This is a genomic window from Piscinibacter sp. XHJ-5 (assembly GCF_029855045.1).
Lineage (GTDB): Bacteria > Pseudomonadota > Gammaproteobacteria > Burkholderiales > Burkholderiaceae_C > Albitalea.
Genome location: NZ_CP123228.1, coordinates 1,661,571 through 1,679,009, shown reverse-complemented (window position 1 = coordinate 1,679,009; position 17,439 = coordinate 1,661,571). Strand labels below are relative to the sequence as shown.

Genomic DNA, 17,439 nt, shown 5'->3' with positions numbered 1-17,439 from the left:
GCCTGCCCCTGGTGCGGACTCACTGGAAGCCCTCCGCACGCGCCTTCACGAGGATCTCGCGCCAGCGCGACAGCCGCGCCGCCGGATCACCGGCGCTTTGGCTGCCCACGCCCTGCCAGAGGCCCTCGCTGTTGAAGCTGAACACCGGTGACAGGTCGGTGCGGCGCGAAGCCGGTCGCACGTCGGTGACCAGGTTGTCGAGGATCAGCGGCTCGGCGTTCGGCGCCGCGTAGTAGGCGAGCACCATGTGGGCCTGCACCGGCCCGCCGGAGCCGCCCATCTGCGCTCGCACGTACACCAGCCGCAGCTTCTGCACCGGCATGCCGAGCGCGAGCAGGCTGAAGTACTTGGCGATCGCGAAGTCCTCACAATCGCCGGCTCCCTTTTCCAGCATCTCGAGCGGACTCGCCCAGTAGTCGACCTGGCCCCACAGCTCGCTGTCGTCGCGCGACTGGATGCGGCGGTTGAAGAACTGGTTCAGCGCGAGCAGCTTGGCGTCGTCGTCGGCATCGTTGGCGGCTTGCAGCACGCCTTGCAGCGCACGGGCGCCGGCGAGCGCCTTCGGCCCGTGCCGCTGCGCCGCTGCAAGCATGCGTTCGGCGTCCCACGCGCGCGGATGAAAGGCCGCGACGACGATGGCCAGCATGAGCAGCCGCTGCACCCACAGCTGGCATGCGGCCCACAGGCGATGCATGGCCTCGCCATCGTGATCACGGCGAGGCGGCAGAGCGATGGCGGGAAAGGAAATGGCGTCTTGCACGATGGACGAGTCGACGCTTCGTTGTCGTCGTTCCGGCCGCCAACTTGAACAGCTTTCGCCCGGTAACGCCTGTGACCTGCGTCACGCGACACACGCATCGCCGCGCAGTATCTGCGATACACGTGTTTCAAGGTCGTGAACTGGCACACGCAGGGGTCGAAATAGAGAGCAGGGGCACACATTCGAGCACTCAGCGACGCCGCCTGCGCGCATACACTGCGCCCCGGTGCCAAGGCAGTCGCTGGGCGCCGCGCCGGGCTCGCTACACGCCCTGCCCGACAACACGAAGCACATGCGACTCACGACCCCCGCCACCCTCAGCGCCCTCGCCCTTCTGCTGTCCGCCTCGCAGGCCATCGCCCAGACGCCCGATCCGGTGCGCTCCGCGGTCGAGGCGGCCGTGCAGACGAATCCCGACGTCACGGCGCGCTTCCACGCCTATCGAGCGGCCGTCGACGCGGTCGACGCGGCGCGCGGTGCCTACTACCCGCGCGTCGATCTCAATGCCAACACCGGCCGCGACAGCGACCGCATCCCGACTCGCACGCCCGAGAGCCTGTCGGTGTCGCGCAACGGCGTCGCACTGAGCCTCACACAGCTGCTGTGGGACGGCCTGGGCACGAAGCGCGAGGTCGACCGCTTCGGGCACGACAAGCTGGCCCGGTATTTCGAGCTGCTCGACGTCACCGAGCAGACCGCGCTCGAGGCGGCGCGCGCCACGTACGACGTGCAGCGCTTTCGCCGCCTGGTGCAGCTGGCCGAAGACAACTATGTGCAGCACAAGTACGCCTCGCTGCAGATCCAGTCGCGCTTCAAGGCCGGCGTCGGCCGCGGCGTGGACCTCGAGCAGGCCAATGCCCGCCTGGCACTGGCCGAATCGAACCTGAGCACCGAGATCGCCAACCTGCACGACGTCACGGCCCGCTATCAGCGCGTCGTCGGCGAGCCGCCGCCCAAGGTCATCCCGCCGCTGGCGCCGCTCACGCGCTCGACGCCGTCGAGCAGCGACGAAGCGATGCTGTCCGCGATCCGGCAGAACGCGGCCATCAGCGCGAGCATCGAAGGCCTGCGCTCGGCCCGCTCGGCCGCCGAAGTGCGTCAATCGGTGTTCCAGCCGACCATCGAGGCGCGGCTGCGCGCCGGCAGCGGCAACAACTTCGAGGGTGTGCGTGACCAGCGCCGCGACAGCACCGCCGAGATCGTGCTGAACTGGAACCTCTACAACGGCGGCGCCGACCAGGCCCGCGTGCGCCAGCAGCGCAACGTCGTCAGCCAAGCCGCCGACCTGCGCGACCGCACCTGCCGCGACACGCGCCAGACCGCGGCCATTGCATTCAACGACACGCGCAAGCTGGCCGAGCAGCTGCAGCTCCTGGACCGCAACACCCTCGCCATCGAGAAGGCGCGCGACGCCTATCGGCAGCAGTTCGACATCGGACAGCGCAGCCTGCTCGACCTGCTGAACGCGGAGAACGAGCTCTACACCGCCAAGCGCGCCTATGCCAACGCCGAGTTCGACCTCGGCATCGCGTACGCGCGCACGCATGCGGCGATGAACCAGCTGACCACGCTGCTGGGCGTGGCGCGCGTCGATCCGGCGGCAGCGGAAGCGGCGAACTGGGCGGCCGGCGAGGATGCGCCGGGGCGCTGCCCGGTGATGACCTCGGAAGTGGTCACCACCGAGCGCAAGTTGCTCGACGAGCGCGCCAGGCGCATCGCCGACAAGTGACGCCTCAGCGCCGAGGCGGCGGCACGTCGGTGCACACGCCTTCGTAGACCTCCGCCGCCATGCCGATGCTCTCGCCCAGCGTCGGATGCGGGTGGATCGACTTGCCGATGTCGACACCGTCGGCTCCCATCTCGACTGCCAGCACGATCTCGCTGATCAGGTCGCCGGCATGCGTGCCGACGATGCCGCCGCCGACGATCTTGTGCGACTCCTCGTCGAACAGCAGCTTGGTGAAGCCTTCGTCGCGCCCGTTGGCGATGGCGCGGCCCGACGCCGTCCAGGGGAACAGCCCCTTCTTGACCTTCACGCCCTTGGCCTTGGCCTCGTCCTCCGTGAGGCCGACCCACGCCACCTCGGGGTCGGTGTAGGCGACGTTCGGGATCACGCGCGCCTCGAAGGCCGCCTTGTGCCCGGCGGCCACTTCGGCGGCCACGTGGGCCTCGTGCACCGCCTTGTGGGCCAGCATCGGCTGGCCGACGATGTCGCCGATGGCGAAGATGTGCGGCACGTTGGTCCGCATCTGGATGTCGACCGGGATGAAGCCGCGGTCGCCGACGATCACGCCGGCCTTGTCCGCGCCGATGCGCTTGCCGTTGGGCACGCGTCCCACCGCCTGCAGCACGAGGTCGTAGACCTGCGGCTCCTTCGGCGCTGCCTCGCCTTCGAAGCTCACGCGAATGCCTTCGGAAGTCGCTTCGGCACCCACGGTCTTGGTCTTCAGCATGACGTTGTCGAAGCGCGGCGCATTCATCTTCTGCCACACCTTGACGAGGTCGCGGTCGGCGCCGGTCATCAGGGTGTCGAGCATCTCGACCACGTCGAGGCGGGCGCCAAGCGTGGAGTACACGGTGCCCATCTCGAGGCCGATGATGCCGCCGCCGATCACCAGCATGCGCTTCGGGTTCTGGCGCAGCTCCAGCGCGCCGGTGGAGGTGACGATCCGCGGATCGTCCTTCGGCAGGAAGGGCAGCTTCACCGCTTCGGAGCCGGCGGCGATGATCGCGTTCTTGAACCGGATGGTCTGCGTCTTGCCGTCGGGCATCGTGACCTTCAGGTGATGCGGATCGGCGAACTCGCCGTTGCCGGTGACCACCGTCACCTTGCGCATCTTGGCCATCGCGGCCAGGCCGCCGGTCAGCTTGCCGACGACCTTCTGCTTGTGTGCGCGCAGCTTGTCGAGATCGATCTTCGGCGCGCCGTAGGTGATGCCGTACGCGTCGAAGTGCCTGGCCTCGTCCATCACCGCGGCCACGTGCAGCAGCGCCTTGGACGGAATGCAGCCGACGTTGAGGCACACGCCGCCGAGCGTGGGGAATCGCTCGACCAGCACGGTCTTCATGCCGAGGTCGGCGGAGCGGAAGGCGGCGGAGTAGCCGCCGGGGCCGGCGCCGAGGACCAGCATGTCGCATTCGATGTCGGCGCCGCCCGCGTACGAGGCCGCTTGCGGTGCGGGCGCGGCGTCGGCCTTCGGCGGCGCCGCTTGGGGTGCCGGCGCGGCAGGGGCCGGCGCGGCAGCCGCGGCGCCCTCGCCTTCCACCGACAGGATCACCGACCCTTCGCTCACCTTGTCGCCGATCTTGACCTTCAGCTCCTTCACGACGCCGCCTTGCGACGCCGGGATCTCCATCGACGCCTTGTCGCTCTCGACGGTGATCAGCGACTGCTCGGGCTTGATGGTGTCGCCAGGCTTGACCAGCACCTCGATGACCACGACGTCCTTGAAGTCGCCGATGTCGGGAACCTTGATGTCCATGTCTCAGTCTTTCAGTTTGATCATGTGAACCCGCACCGGCCCGCTGGAGTTCTTGTCGAATTCGCAGCCGGCGCGCACGCCGATCTCGGCGAGCTCCTTGGCCGACTTGGCCTTGTCGTAGGAGGCGTACATCGCGCCCAGGGCGAACGCGCGGCCGGTGCCTATGCCCCAGAAGCGGTCGAACTCGAACACCTCGCGGTACGAATAGACGCCGAAGATGCCCGCCGGGTTGGCGATCAGCGCGGTGAACTGCGAGCTCTCGTAGGGGTCGGAATCCTCTTCCTTCGTGTTGAGGAAGAAGGTGTCCTTCAGCTTCGGATGCAGGCGCAGGAAGGTGTCGAACACCTCGTCGCGCGAGCCGAGGCGCAGCTCGTCGGGCGTCAGGCCGTTCAGCGCGCGGCGCAGCACCGGAAAGTGCGCCGTCGTGCCGGACATGCCGAACCATGAATCGCCGACCTTGAACAGCTTGTCGTTCTGTTCATAGCCGTGGGCGAGCCGCGTGTCGCCGAAGGTCACCAGGCTGTCACCCGCAATGGCCACCTGCCCGCCCTTGCGGACCACCACAACCGTCGTCATGGCGCGCTCCTTTTTGTTCTTACAAGAGAACGCGACGGAAGTCAGCCAGGATCTGGCCCAGGTACGCGTTGAAGCGGGCCGCCGCGGCCCCGTCGATCACGCGGTGATCCCAGCTTAGCGACAAGGGCAGCATCAACCGCGGCTGGAAGGCCTTTCCATCCCAACGGGGCTCGGTGTTTGACTTGCAGACGCCGAGGATGGCAACCTCGGGTGCATTGATGATCGGGGTGAAATAGCGGCCGCCGATGCCGCCTAGCGAAGAGATCGAGAAGCAGCCGCCGCTCATGTCGGCCGGGCCGAGCTTGCCGTCGCGCGCCTTCTTCGCCAGCTCGCTCATCTCCTGCGAGATCTGCAGCACGCCCTTCTTGTCGGCGTCCTTGATCACCGGAACGACCAGGCCGTTGGGCGTGTCGGCAGCGAAGCCGATGTGGAAGTACTGCTTCAGCACGATCTGCTCGCCGTCGAGCGATGCATTGAACTCGGGGAACTTCTTCAGCGCGGCGACGCTGGCCTTGATGAGGAAGGCGAGCATCGTCACCTTGACGCCGCTCTTCTCGTTCTCCTTGTTGAGCTGGACGCGGAAGGCCTCCAGCTCGGTGATGTCGGCATCGTCGTGGTTGGTGACGTGCGGAATGACGACCCAGTTGCGGTGCAGGTTGGCGCCGCTGATCTTCTTGATGCGCGACAGGTCCTTGCGCTCGATCGGTCCGAACTTCGTGAAGTCGACCTGCGGCCACGGCAGCAGACCGGGGAAGGCCCCTCCGGCCGGCGCAGCGCCTGCCGGTGCCTTGGCCGCCTGGCCCTTGGTCTGCACGCTGCCCGCCATGACGCCCTTGACGAAGGCATGCACGTCCTCGTGGGTGATGCGGCCCTTGGGACCGCTGCCCTTCACCTCGTCGAGCGGTACGCCGAGCTCGCGTGCGAGCTTGCGGATGGTCGGAGAGGCGTGCGGCAGGTTGACCGGCGCCCTGGTCGGCTCGTGGGCAGGCAGCGCGGCCGTCGGCACATGGCGCTCGGCGGATGACGGCGATGCGGCCTCGGCAGGCGCGGCAGCCGCAGCAGCCGCTTGCACCGGGGCGGCTTGCGCGGGGGCAGCGACAGGCGCAGCAGCGCCCGCAGCGCCTTCGAGCAACGCCAGCGGCGTGCCCTTGCTGACCTTGTCGCCGATCTTGACCCTGAGCTCCTTGACCACGCCGGCATGCGAGGACGGGATCTCCATCGACGCCTTGTCGCTCTCCACGGTGATCAGGCTCTGCTCGGCCTTCACGGTGTCGCCGGGCTTGACGAAGAGCTCGATGACGGCCACTTCGGAAAAGTCGCCGATGTCGGGCACCACCACCTCGATGGCGCCGCCGCCTTGCGCGACCGGCGCCGCCGGCGCAGGCGCTTGCGGTGGAGCGGCTGCCGGCGGGGGTGGTGCGGCGGGCGTGGCCGCGGCGGGTGCGGCCTCCGGCGCGCCTTCGGCTTCGAGCATCAGCAGCCGGGAGCCTTCACCGACCTTGTCGCCGAGCTTGACCAGCAGGTCCTTGACCACGCCGGCGTGCGACGACGGTATCTCCATCGACGCCTTGTCGCTTTCCACCGTGACGAGCGACTGCTCCCGCTTCACCGTGTCGCCGGGCTTGACCAGCAGCTCGATGACCTCCACGTCCTTGAAGTCCCCGATGTCGGGGACCTTGACTTCCACCAGTGCCATGTTCGTTGTCTCCGCGGTTCTTCTTCAGGCGTACAGCGGGTTGAGCTTGTCGGCGTTGATGCCGTACTTCTGGATCGCCTCGGCGACCTTGGCAACCGGCAGCGTGCCCTCCTCGGCCAGCGCCTTCAGCGCGGCGACCACAATGTAGTGGCGATTCACCTCGAAATGCTCGCGCAGCTTGCTGCGGAAATCGGAACGGCCGAAGCCGTCGGTGCCGAGCACCTTGTAGACGCGGCCCTTGGGAATGAAGGCGCGGATCTGCTCGGCGTAGTTCTTCATGTAGTCGGTGGAGGCGATGACCGGCCCCGCGTACGGTTCGAGCTGCTGCGCGACGAAGGGCACGCGTGGCGCGTTCGTCGGATGCAGCAGGTTCCAGCGCTCGACTTCCTGGCCGTCGCGCGCCAGCTCGTTGAAGCTCGGGCAGCTCCAGATGTTGGCGGCCACGCCCCAGTCCTTCTCGAGCAGCGCCTTCGCGGCGATGCTCTCGCGCAGGATCGTGCCGGAGCCCAGCAGATTGACGCGCGGCGTCTTCTTCGCGCCTTCCTCGAGCAGATACATGCCTTTGATGATCTGCTCCTCGGTGCCGGGCTTGAGTCCGGGCATGGGGTAGTTCTCGTTGAGCAGCGTGAGATAGAAGTAGACGTTCTCCTGCTTCTCGACCATCCGCTTGAGCCCGTGGTGCAGGATCACGCCGACCTCGTGCGCGAAGGTCGGGTCGTAGCTGATGCAGTTGGGAATGGTGCCGGCCAGGATGTGGCTGTGGCCGTCTTCGTGCTGCAGGCCCTCGCCGTTCAGCGTCGTGCGACCCGAGGTGCCGCCGAGCAGGAAGCCGCGCGCCTGCATGTCACCCGCCGCCCACGCGAGGTCGCCGATGCGCTGGAAGCCGAACATCGAGTAGTACACGTAGAACGGGATCATGATGCGGTTGTTCGTCGAGTACGACGTCGCCGCGGCGATCCACGAGCTCATGCCGCCCGCTTCGTTGATGCCTTCCTGCAGGATCTGGCCGGCCTTGTCTTCCTTGTAGTACATGACCTGGTCCTTGTCGACCGGCGTGTACTTCTGACCCTCGGGGTTGTAGATGCCGATCTGCCGGAACAGGCCCTCCATGCCGAAGGTGCGCGCCTCGTCGACCAGGATGGGCACGGCGCGCGGGCCGATCTCCTTGTCGCGCAGCAGCTGCGTGAGGAAGCGCACGTAGGCCTGCGTGGTGGAGATCTCGCGACCTTCGACGGTCGGCTCGAGCACAGCCTTGAAGGTGTCGAGCTCGGGCACCTTGAGCTGCTCGTCGGCCTTCGTGCGGCGCTGCGGCAGGTAGCCGCCCAGCGCCTTGCGGCGCTCGTGGAGGTACTTCATCTCCGGCGTGTCGTCGCTCGGCTTGTAGAACGGGATGCCGGCGGCGATCTGTTCATCGGAGACCGGGATGTTGAAGCGGTCGCGGAAGCTCTTGATGTCGTCGTCGGTGAGCTTCTTGGTCTGGTGCGCGGTCATCTTGCCTTCGCCGCTCTTGCCCATGCCGAAGCCCTTGACGGTCTTGATCAGCAGCACCGTCGGCTGGCCCTTGTGGTTGACCGCACGGTGGTAGGCCGCGTACACCTTCTGCGGATCGTGGCCGCCGCGGTTCAGGCGCCAGATGTCGTCGTCGCTCATCTTGGCGACCGTCTCGAGCAGCTTGGGATGCCGTCCGAAGAAGTGCTTTCGCACGAAGGCGCCGTCGTTGGCCTTCATCGCCTGGTAGTCACCATCGACGGTGTCCATCATCACCTTGCGCAGGATCTCTTCCTTGTCGCGCGCCAGCAGCGGATCCCAGTAGCTGCCCCACAGCAGCTTGATGACATTCCAGCCGGAACCGCGGAACTCGCCTTCCAGCTCCTGGATGATCTTGCCGTTGCCGCGCACCGGACCGTCGAGGCGCTGCAGGTTGCAGTTGACGACGAAGATCAGGTTGTCGAGCTTCTCGCGGGCCGCCAGGCCGATCGCGCCCAGCGACTCGGGCTCGTCCATCTCGCCGTCGCCGCAGAACACCCACACCTTGCGGTTTTCGGTGTTCGCGATGCCGCGGGCATGCAGGTACTTGAGAAAGCGCGCCTGGTAGATCGCCATCAGCGGGCCGAGGCCCATCGACACGGTCGGGAACTGCCAGAACTCGGGCATCAGCTTCGGGTGCGGATAGCTCGAGATGCCCTTGCCGTCGACCTCCTGGCGGAAGTGCAGCAGCTGGTCCTCGCTGAGGCGGCCTTCCATGAAGGCGCGTGCGTAGATGCCGGGCGAGGAGTGGCCCTGGATGTACAGGAGGTCGCCGCCGTGGCCTTCGCTCTCGGCGTGCCAGAAGTGGTTGAAGCCGGCGCCGAACATCGTGGCGAGCGAAGCGAAGGACGAGATGTGCCCGCCCAGGTCGCCGCCGTCTTCCGGATGCAGCCGGTTCGCCTTCACCACCATGGCCATCGCGTTCCAGCGCATGTAGGCGCGCAGCCGCTCTTCGACCTCCAGGTTTCCCGGACAGCGTTCCTCCTGCTCCGTCGGGATGGTGTTGACGTAGGCAGTGGTCGCCGAGAACGGCATGTCGATGCCGGCCTGGCGCGCGTGGTCGATCAGTTGCTCGAGCAGGAAGTGAGCACGGTCGCCGCCTTCGGCGCCGATGACGGCCGACAGGGCGTCCAGCCACTCACGGGTTTCCTGGGAATCGGTGTCGTTCGCAGCGGCACCGACGAACGGTTCAGGCATGGCGGCCATGGCTTGTCTCCTGGACGGGTTTATTTGCGAGTGGCGCGGACTATCTCACAAGTCGCGCGCATTTTCAAATGGTGCGACGCGATTTCATATCGTGGCATTCACGCAGAACAGCACTTTTTCTCCCGGCGAGTGTGGGGCGGCTCACGACGGGGCATTCGATAATCCGCACCATGCCACCACCCCGCCTCAACGCCGCACCGGGACGACCTTCGCCCACACTGCCGCGTCGGCTGTTCGGCCGCTGGTGGCGGCGCCAGTCCCCCGCGCAGCAGGACCGCTTCGCGACGCTGGGTCCGCTGGTCTCGGTACTGCTGTTTCTCGCGGCGATCATTGCGGCCTTCTGGTACCTGCGCAACGAGGAGTTCGAGCGCGAGCAGGAGTCCGTCAAGAGAGACACCGAGATCGCCCAGCAGCAGATCCGCCTGCGGCTGATCGAGAACCAGGAGCAGCTCGTTCGCATCGCGCGCGAGCTGGTCACGCGGGCGATCGACCAGGACGAATTCCTCGGGCAGGCGGCGAGCTTCACGCGCGAGCGGCCCGAGATCAACCACCTGTTCTGGATCGCCGCCAATCGAACCCGGCGCGCCGCGCATTCGGCGGTCAGCTTCCATCCCGAGACCGGCATCAGCGGCGACGAATTCAGCGCCTCGCTGCCGAAGGAAGGCAAGGCCAGCGAGCCCGAGGTCGCCTTTCTCGCGGCGCGCACGCTGCGCCAGCCCGTGTACACCCGGCCTTTCACCGACACCTACGGCGCGCCGGTCGTCCAGGTCCACATCCCGCTGATCGATCGCAGCGCGTTCAGCGGCACGCTGGTGGCCGAGTATTCGGTCGAGGCGCTGCTGCGCTACTTCGTGCCGCGCGAAGTGTCCAACCGCCACTCCGTGACGCTGCTCGACGCGCAGGAGCAGGTCCTGGCGAGCACCGTGACCCCGATGCCTGGCCAGAAGGTGCGCCCCGCCTCCATCGTCCACGACGTCCCGGTCGCTCCGGCCGGCGACGGGTTGATCCTGCGCGGCCAGGGCTATCGCACGTCCATCGGCCTCATCAGCAACACGCTGTTCTGGATGGTCGCCGCGCTCTCGGTGCTGACGGTATGGATGCTGCTGGGCACCTGGCGCCACATGGGCCGGCGCCTGCAGATGCAGAGCGCGCTCGTGTCGGAGGCCAATTTCCGTCGCGCGATGGAGAACTCCATGCTGACCGGCATGCGCGCAATGGACATGGAAGGCCGCATCACCTACGTCAATCCGGCCTTCTGCGCGATGACGGGCTTCTCCGAAGCCGAGCTGATCGGCCGCCAGCCCCCCTTCCCGCACTGGCCACCCGATCGCTACGAGGAGAACAACCGCCTGTTCCAGCAGGAGCTGCAGGGACGCAGCCCCGCAGGCGGCATCGAGGTCAAGGTGATGCGCAAGGACGGCACGCTGTTCGACGCGCGCATGTACGTCTCGCCCTTGATCGACCCCAAGGGCCAGCAGACCGGCTGGATGACCTCGATGACCAACATCACCGAGGCCAAGCGCATCCGCGACCAGCTCTCGGCCTCGCACGAGCGCTTCACCACCGTGCTCGAGGGGCTGGATGCCGCGGTGTCGGTGCTGTCAGTGCAGCAGGGCGAGCTGCTGTTCGCCAACCGCTCCTACCGCCTCTGGTTCGGCGCCGAAGCGCAGGGCCACGCATTGCTGGCCGGTGACGACCCGGGGCTGCCGAGCCTGCGCGAGCACGACGACGCGGTCGACAGCTTCGGCGGCCTGCCGGCGCAGGAGCTCACCGAAGCCGGCTCCGACCCGCGCGAGGTCTACATCGAGCCGCTGAAGAAGTGGTTCGACGTGCGCTCGCGCTACCTGCAGTGGACCGACGGCCGCCTCGCGCAGATGCTGATCGCCACCGACATCACCGCGCGCCGGGCCGCGGAAGCGCTGGCCGCGAGCCAGGCGGAGAAGGCGCAGGTGACGAGCCGCCTGGTGACGATGGGCGAGATGGCGTCGTCGGTGGCGCACGAGTTGAACCAGCCGCTCACCGCCATCGCCAACTACTGCAACGGCATCGTCACGCGGGTCAAGAACGACGCCATCGAGAAGGCCGACCTGATCGCCGCACTGGACAAGACCTCTCGCCAGGCGCAGCGCGCGGGCCAGATCATCCACCGCATCCGCAACTTCGTGAAGAAGAGCGAGCCGCAGCGCCAGCCATCGCAGGCCAAGACCATCGTCGAGGATGCGGTCGAGCTGGCGAGCATCGAGCTGCGCCGGCGCAATGTGTCGATACACACCTATGTCGCGCAGCGACTGCCCACGCTGATGGTCGACCCCATCCTGATCGAGCAGGTGGTACTCAACCTGATCAAGAACGCCGCCGAAGCGATCGACGCCGGCCACATGCCGCCTTCGCGGCGAAACATCGAATTGCGCGTCGTGCCGCGGCACACGCCCGAAGAAGGCGGCGTAATCGAGTTTTCCGTCACGGACATGGGCCCCGGAATCAAGGACGATGTCATCTCGCGGCTCTACGAAGCGTTCTTCTCCACCAAGGCCGAAGGATTGGGCATCGGCCTGAGCCTCTGCCGCTCGATCATCGAATCCCACAGAGGCAGGATTCGTGCCCAGAACCTCTACAATGGCGCCTCCGTCGTGGGCTGCAGCTTCACCTTCACGCTGCCGGTGGAAACCACGCGGACCGAGGCTTCTTCAACCACCAACTCTGCTGTCACTTCATGAGCTTGATTCCGAAGAAAGGCACGGTCTATGTCGTCGATGACGACGAGGCGGTTCGCGATTCCCTTCAGTGGCTGCTCGAAGGCAAGGACTACCGGGTCAAGTGCTTCGATTCCTCGGAATCCTTCCTGTCCCGCTTCGACCCGCGCGAAGTCGCCTGCCTGATCGCCGACATCCGCATGGACGGCATGAGCGGGCTGGAACTGCAGGACCGGCTGATGGAGCGCCGCTCGCCACTGCCCATCGTCTTCATCACCGGCCACGGCGACGTGCCGATGGCCGTCACCACCATGAAGAAGGGCGCGATGGACTTCATCGAGAAGCCCTTCAAGGAAGAAGAGCTGCTGGGCCTGGTGGAGCGCATGCTCGACCAGGCCCGCGCCGCCTTCAGCCAGCACCAGGAGGCGGCCAGCCGCGACGCGCTGCTGTCGCGCCTCACCACCCGCGAGGCCCAGGTGCTGGAGCGCATCGTCGCGGGCCGGCTCAACAAGCAGATCGCCGACGACCTGGGCATCAGCATCAAGACGGTGGAGGCGCACCGCGCCAACATCATGGAAAAGCTCAACGCCAACACCGTCGCCGACTTGCTCAAGATCGCGCTCGGCGCGCAGGCGAAGGCGTAACCGCATCTCCCACGACAAAGGCCGCCGACGAGCGGCCTTTTGCTTTTCAAGGACGCTCCGATGGCTGCTCAACTGATCGACGGCAACGCACTGGCGAAGAAGATCCGGGCGGAGGTGGCGGAGCGCGTCGCCGCGCTGAAAGCGCGCGGACTGCAACCCGGCCTCGCAGTGGTGCTGGTCGGCGACAACCCGGCGTCGCAGGTCTACGTGAAGCACAAGGTCAACGACTGCGAGAGCACCGGCATGCGCTCGGTGCTCGAGAAGTACGATGCCTCGCTGAGCGAGGCCGAGTTGCTGGCCCGCGTCCATGCGCTCAACACCGATCCGGCCATCCACGGCATCCTCGTCCAACTGCCCTTGCCGGCGCACATCGACGCGAACAAGGTCATCGAAGCCATCTCGCCGAAGAAGGACGTCGACGGCTTCAGCGTCCAGAGCGCCGGAGCGCTGATGATCGGCCAGCCGGGCTTCAGGCCCTGCACGCCCTACGGCTGCATGAAGATGCTGGAAGCCGTCGGCTGCAGCCCGCGCGGCAAACGCGCGGTGGTGATCGGACGCAGCAACATCGTCGGCAAGCCGATGGCGATGCTGCTCCTGCAGGCCCACGCCACGGTCACCATCTGCCACAGCGCCACGCCCGATCTGGCGGCGCACACGCGCGAGGCCGACATCGTCGTGGCGGCCGTGGGCAAGCGCAATGTGCTGACGGCCGACATGGTCAAGCCGGGCGCCGTCGTGATCGATGTCGGCATGAACCGCAACGAGGCGGACAAGCTGTGCGGCGACGTCGACTTCGACGGCGTCTCGAAGGTGGCCGGCTGGATCACGCCGGTGCCGGGCGGCGTCGGTCCGATGACGCGTGCGATGTTGCTCGTCAACACGGTCGAGTCCGCGGAACGCGCGGCAGGCGCCGCGGTCTGACCGTCGATCAAGGAGGTCGCCGATGATGAATCCCCTGCTGGTGTCCGAAGGCCTGCCGGCTTTCGACCAGATCCGACCCGAGCACGTCGAGCCTGCGGTCGAGGTTCTCCTGAAGAACGCCGACGAAGCGCTGGAGAAGGCCGTCGGCCCCGGCGTGCCGCCGGACTACGACGCGTTGTCGGCCGTGCTCGATGTCGCCGACGAGCGGCTCAAGTCCGCATGGGGCGCAGTCGGTCACCTCAACGCGGTGGCCGACACGCCGGAGCTGCGCTCGGCCTACAACGCCGCGCTGCCGAAGGTCACGGAGCTGTTCACCCGCCATGCGTCCGACGAACGGCTGTACGCGAAGTACAAGGCCGTCGCCGGTGCGCCTTCGGCCGAGCGGCTGAGCGCGGCGCGGCGCAAGGCGCTGTCCAATGCGATGCGCGACTTCGTCCTGTCGGGCGCCGAATTGCAAGGCGAAGCGAAGCAGCGCTTCCAGCAGCTGCAGGAAGAGCAGGCCGCGCTGGCGCAGAAGTATTCGGAGCACGTGCTCGACGCCACCGACGGCTACGCTTGCTACGCCAGCCTCGAAGAGCTCGAAGGCGTGCCCGAAGACGTCAAGCAGGCGTCGCGCGCCGCGGCCCAGGCCGAGGGCAAGGACGGCCACAAGCTGACGCTGCACTTCCCGAGCTACTTCCCGGTGCTGCAGTACGGTGCCAACCGCGCCTTGCGCGAGAAGCTCTACACGGCGCACGTCACGCGCGCCAGCGAGCTCGGCCCCGCCGATCTCGACAACAGCGACACGATGCGCCAGCTGCTGAAGCTGCGGCAGGAGGAGGCGCGCCTGCTGGGCTACGCCAACTACGCCGAGGTCTCGCTGGTGCCGAAGATGGCGGACACGCCGCGGCAGGTGATGGACTTCTTGCACGACCTGGCGCGCCGTGCCCGGCCATACGCCGAGCGCGACCTGCAGGAGCTGCGCGACTTCGCGCGCGACTCGCTGGGGCTGGCCGACCTGCAGTCGTGGGACATCGCCTACGCGAGCGAAAAGCTCAAGGAGGCCCGCTACGCCTTCAGCGACCAGGAGGTGAAGCAGTACTTCACCGAGGCCAAGGTGCTGGAAGGACTGTTCCGCATCGTCGAGACCCTCTTCGAGGTGAGCATCCGGCCGGACAGCGCGCCGGTGTGGCATCCCAGCGTGCGCTTCTTCCGCATCGAGCGGGGCACGCAGCTCGTCGGCCAGTTCTACCTCGACCCCTACGCGCGACCGGGCAAGCGACCCGGCGCCTGGATGGACGACGTGCGGGGGCGCTGGGCACGACCCGAAGGCTCGCTGCAGACGCCGGTTGCGCACCTGGTGTGCAACTTCACCCCGCCCCTCCAAGGCAAGCCGGCGCTGCTGACGCACGACGAGGTGACCACGCTGTTCCATGAATTCGGCCACGGCCTGCATCACATGCTGACGCAGGTGGACGACATCGGCGTCGCGGGCATCTCGGGCGTCGAGTGGGACGCGGTGGAGCTGCCGAGCCAGTTCATGGAGAACTTCTGCTGGGAGTGGGACGTGCTCAAACGGCTCACGGCGCATGTGGACTCCGGCGCCCCGCTGCCGCGCAGCCTGTTCGACCGCATGCTGGCTGCCAAGAACTTCCAGAGCGGACTGCAGACGCTGCGCCAGGTGGAGTTCGCGTTGTTCGACATGCGGCTGCACAGCGAGCCCGGCAGCGAGGAGCGCATCCAGGCCGTGCTCGACGAGGTGCGCCGCGAGGTGGCCGTGATGCCGCCCCCGCCCTTCAACCGCTTCCAGCACACCTTCTCGCACATCTTCGCCGGCGGCTACTCGGCCGGCTACTACAGCTACAAGTGGGCCGAGGTGCTGAGCGCCGACGCCTGGAGCGCCTTCGAGGAAACAGCCGAAACGGCGGGTACGGTGCTGAACGTGGACACCGGTCGCCGTTATCGTGAAGCAGTGCTCGAAGCGGGGGGCAGCCGCACCGCGATGGAAAGCTTCAAGGCCTTCCGCGGGCGCGAGCCGCGCATCGATGCGTTGCTGCGACACCAAGGCATGGCTTGAGTCGGCGCCGGCTGGCCGTTAGATTGGGGGCGGAAGGAATACCGAGATGAACAAGACCGCTCGTTGGGATTGGGCCATGGCGCTGGCGGCGCTGCTCGTCGCGTTGCCCAGCCATGCCCTGTACAAGGTGGTCGGACCCGACGGCAAGGTGACCTACACCGACACGCCGCCGCCGCCCAACAGCGGGAGCAAGGTGACCCGGCTGACGGGCAGCAGCGCCAGCGTCGTCAGCGAGCCGGCGCTTCCCCTCGAGCTGCGACAGGCGATGCAGCGCTATCCGGTCACGCTGTACGCGCTGAAGGTCTGCGAGCCCTGCGACCTGGCACGTCAGACACTGCGCCAGCGCGGCGTGCCGTTCGCCGAGAAGCTCATCGTGACGCGGCAGGACGAAGAAGAACTCATGCGCATCTCCGGAGGACGCGATGCGCCCACCGTGACCATAGGCGCCCAGGTCCTGCGCGGCTTCGCGGGCGAGACGCTGAACTCGTACCTCGATTCCGCCGGCTACCCGCGCGACTCGCGGCTGCCTGCCAGCTACCAGGCGCCGCCCGCGACGCCACTGACCGAGTCGCCCGCCGTGACGCGCCGTCAAGGCACGCCCGTGCCGCCGCCCGCAGCGCCGGTCGAGCAGCAGCCTCCGGCCGTGCAACCCTCGCCGTCGGGAATCCGGTTCTAGGCCGGCTCGACAGTCGGCGGCTTCGTGGTTCCTTACCCGCCCATGCGCCTGGCGACGGCGCTGCCCGCGCCGACCAGGCCCCCCATCACCCAGAACAGCGCGGCCGCGCCGATGGCCGCGCCAGTGGCGCCGAACAGCAAGGGCATGACGGTGCTCGACAGGTTCAGCGCCATCGAGCGCAGACCGATCGCCTCGCCGTGACGGTCATGCGGCGTGATGTGGTGCAGCCTGGACATCACCATCGGCTGCACGGCGCCCAGCGCCAGCCCGAGTGATGCGGCGGCCAGCGCCATGAGCCAGGCCGAATGCAGCAGCGGGTAGACCGCGTAGACCGCCGCAACGCCCAGCATCGCCCCGCTCAGCACCTGCGACTCGCTCAGCCGATGCGCCACGATCGGAATGATCAGGCGCACGCCCGCCACCGCCAGCGAGAACAGCCCCAGGATCGCGCCGATGGCCGACGCGCTGAGGCCGCGCTCATGGCCGAAGATCGGCAGCACGAAGGTGTGCATGTCCCAGCTCGCGGACACCAGGAAATTGACCAGCAGCAGCCGGCGCATCGAAGGAATGCTCAGCAGCTCCCAGGACGTGCGCGACCGCGCCGCGGCCGCCGGCGGTGCCGCAGGCGTGTCGACCGGCACCTGCCGCGCCGGCACCAGCGCGGCGAGCGGCATCAGCATCAGCGCCGCAAAGCCCGCGCGAAAGCCGGCGAGGTCGATGAGCGCACCGGCCGTGACCGGCCCGACCACGTTGGCCAGCGCCGGCGCCAGTCCCAGCCAGCTGAACACGCGCATGCGCTCGGTGCTGTCGGCGGCCATCCGGCCGGCGGTTCGCTGGATGGTGATCAAGCCGACGTTCGATCCCGCGCCGGTCAGCATCGCGGCAAGACACATGGCGAGATAGTGGCTGGTGAGCGCCGGCACGATGCCGCCGGCCAGCGACAGGGCGACGGCGAAGTACAGCGGCCGGTGGTAGCCGTGGCGATCGGCCATGCGGCCCGCTGGCAGCGCCAGTGCGATGGGCGCCAGCGCGAACAAGGCCATGAGCACGCCGACCGCCCATTCGCTGTGGCCCTGCTTCAGTGCCTGCAGCGGCGCCGCCATGCGCACGCCGGCCATGCAGGAGTGCAGGCTGATCTGGCCGAGGATCAGCGCGATCAGCGGTCGCGGAAAGCTCAAGCGGCAGCCTCCGTGGCCGGCATC

General features: G+C 67.5%; 12 protein-coding genes. 6 read left to right on the top strand and 6 right to left on the bottom strand.

The window, feature by feature from the left end:
- Positions 1–19: 19 nt before the first annotated feature.
- Positions 20–694, bottom strand: coding sequence for a transglutaminase-like cysteine peptidase (locus P7V53_RS07865; RefSeq protein WP_280154929.1), 675 nt, complete (start codon positions 692–694; stop codon positions 20–22).
- A 358-nt stretch (positions 695–1,052) separates the two neighbouring features.
- On the opposite strand from P7V53_RS07865, the gene P7V53_RS07860 reads away from it, so the two are divergent.
- A complete protein-coding gene (locus P7V53_RS07860) occupies positions 1,053–2,489 on the top strand; it encodes a TolC family outer membrane protein (protein ID WP_280154928.1) in 1,437 nt (478 codons plus the stop codon).
- A gap of 4 nt (positions 2,490–2,493) precedes the next feature.
- Here P7V53_RS07860 and lpdA read toward each other — a convergent pair whose 3' ends face one another.
- From lpdA to aceE, 4 genes are read right to left on the bottom strand one after another with little or no spacing between them, the layout of a single operon-like run.
- On the bottom strand, positions 2,494–4,242 hold the full coding sequence (gene lpdA / locus P7V53_RS07855; protein ID WP_280154927.1) for a dihydrolipoyl dehydrogenase: 1,749 nt from the start codon (positions 4,240–4,242) through the stop codon (positions 2,494–2,496).
- A 3-nt stretch (positions 4,243–4,245) separates the two neighbouring features.
- Positions 4,246–4,818, bottom strand: a complete 573-nt coding sequence (locus P7V53_RS07850) for an MFS transporter (protein WP_280154926.1) — start codon at positions 4,816–4,818, stop codon at positions 4,246–4,248.
- A 19-nt stretch (positions 4,819–4,837) separates the two neighbouring features.
- Positions 4,838–6,514: a dihydrolipoyllysine-residue acetyltransferase gene (gene aceF, locus P7V53_RS07845; protein ID WP_280154925.1), complete on the bottom strand. Its 1,677-nt coding sequence runs from the start codon at positions 6,512–6,514 to the stop codon at positions 4,838–4,840.
- Positions 6,515–6,538: 24 nt separating this feature from the next.
- Positions 6,539–9,247, bottom strand: coding sequence for a pyruvate dehydrogenase (acetyl-transferring), homodimeric type (gene aceE, locus P7V53_RS07840; protein ID WP_280154924.1), 2,709 nt, complete (start codon positions 9,245–9,247; stop codon positions 6,539–6,541).
- A 68-nt stretch (positions 9,248–9,315) separates the two neighbouring features.
- Between aceE and P7V53_RS07835 the strand changes: the two genes are divergently transcribed.
- The 5 genes from P7V53_RS07835 to P7V53_RS07815 are packed head-to-tail and all read left to right on the top strand — an operon-like array spanning position 9,316 to position 16,237.
- Positions 9,316–11,964 carry a PAS domain S-box protein gene (locus tag P7V53_RS07835; protein WP_280154923.1) on the top strand — a complete coding sequence of 883 codons (2,649 nt, stop codon included), beginning with the start codon at positions 9,316–9,318 and terminating at the stop codon, positions 11,962–11,964.
- Positions 11,961–12,584, top strand: a complete 624-nt coding sequence (locus tag P7V53_RS07830) for a response regulator transcription factor (protein ID WP_280154922.1) — start codon at positions 11,961–11,963, stop codon at positions 12,582–12,584. Before P7V53_RS07835 ends, P7V53_RS07830 begins: the two co-directional genes overlap by 4 nt.
- Before the next feature lie 60 nt (positions 12,585–12,644).
- Entirely contained in the window at positions 12,645–13,505 is an 861-nt protein-coding gene (gene folD / locus P7V53_RS07825) for a bifunctional methylenetetrahydrofolate dehydrogenase/methenyltetrahydrofolate cyclohydrolase FolD (RefSeq protein ID WP_280154921.1), read from the top strand.
- 22 nt (positions 13,506–13,527) lie between these two features.
- Complete coding sequence (locus P7V53_RS07820) at positions 13,528–15,561, top strand: M3 family metallopeptidase (RefSeq protein ID WP_280154920.1); 2,034 nt, start codon at positions 13,528–13,530, stop codon at positions 15,559–15,561.
- Positions 15,562–15,607: 46 nt separating this feature from the next.
- Positions 15,608–16,237 (top strand): glutaredoxin domain-containing protein, encoded by a 630-nt coding sequence (locus tag P7V53_RS07815; protein ID WP_280154919.1) that lies wholly within the window; start codon positions 15,608–15,610, stop codon positions 16,235–16,237.
- A gap of 32 nt (positions 16,238–16,269) precedes the next feature.
- Here the strand turns inward: P7V53_RS07815 and P7V53_RS07810 are convergent, their stop codons facing one another.
- Entirely contained in the window at positions 16,270–17,415 is a 1,146-nt protein-coding gene (locus P7V53_RS07810) for an MFS transporter (protein ID WP_280154918.1), read from the bottom strand.
- Positions 17,416–17,439: the final 24 nt, after the last annotated feature.

Excerpts from the sequence above, each read along its gene's own strand:
- P7V53_RS07865 (WP_280154929.1), bottom strand. The coding sequence starts at position 694 with ATGCATCGCCTGTGGGCCGCATGCCAGCTGTGGGTGCAGCGGCTGCTC.
- P7V53_RS07860 (WP_280154928.1), top strand. The coding sequence starts at position 1,053 with ATGCGACTCACGACCCCCGCCACCCTCAGCGCCCTCGCCCTTCTGCTG.
- lpdA (WP_280154927.1), bottom strand. The coding sequence starts at position 4,242 with ATGGACATCAAGGTTCCCGACATCGGCGACTTCAAGGACGTCGTGGTC.
- P7V53_RS07850 (WP_280154926.1), bottom strand. The coding sequence starts at position 4,818 with ATGACGACGGTTGTGGTGGTCCGCAAGGGCGGGCAGGTGGCCATTGCG.
- aceF (WP_280154925.1), bottom strand. The coding sequence starts at position 6,514 with ATGGCACTGGTGGAAGTCAAGGTCCCCGACATCGGGGACTTCAAGGAC.
- aceE (WP_280154924.1), bottom strand. The coding sequence starts at position 9,247 with ATGGCCGCCATGCCTGAACCGTTCGTCGGTGCCGCTGCGAACGACACC.
- P7V53_RS07835 (WP_280154923.1), top strand. The coding sequence starts at position 9,316 with ATGGTGCGACGCGATTTCATATCGTGGCATTCACGCAGAACAGCACTT.
- P7V53_RS07830 (WP_280154922.1), top strand. The coding sequence starts at position 11,961 with ATGAGCTTGATTCCGAAGAAAGGCACGGTCTATGTCGTCGATGACGAC.
- folD (WP_280154921.1), top strand. The coding sequence starts at position 12,645 with ATGGCTGCTCAACTGATCGACGGCAACGCACTGGCGAAGAAGATCCGG.
- P7V53_RS07820 (WP_280154920.1), top strand. The coding sequence starts at position 13,528 with ATGATGAATCCCCTGCTGGTGTCCGAAGGCCTGCCGGCTTTCGACCAG.
- P7V53_RS07815 (WP_280154919.1), top strand. The coding sequence starts at position 15,608 with ATGAACAAGACCGCTCGTTGGGATTGGGCCATGGCGCTGGCGGCGCTG.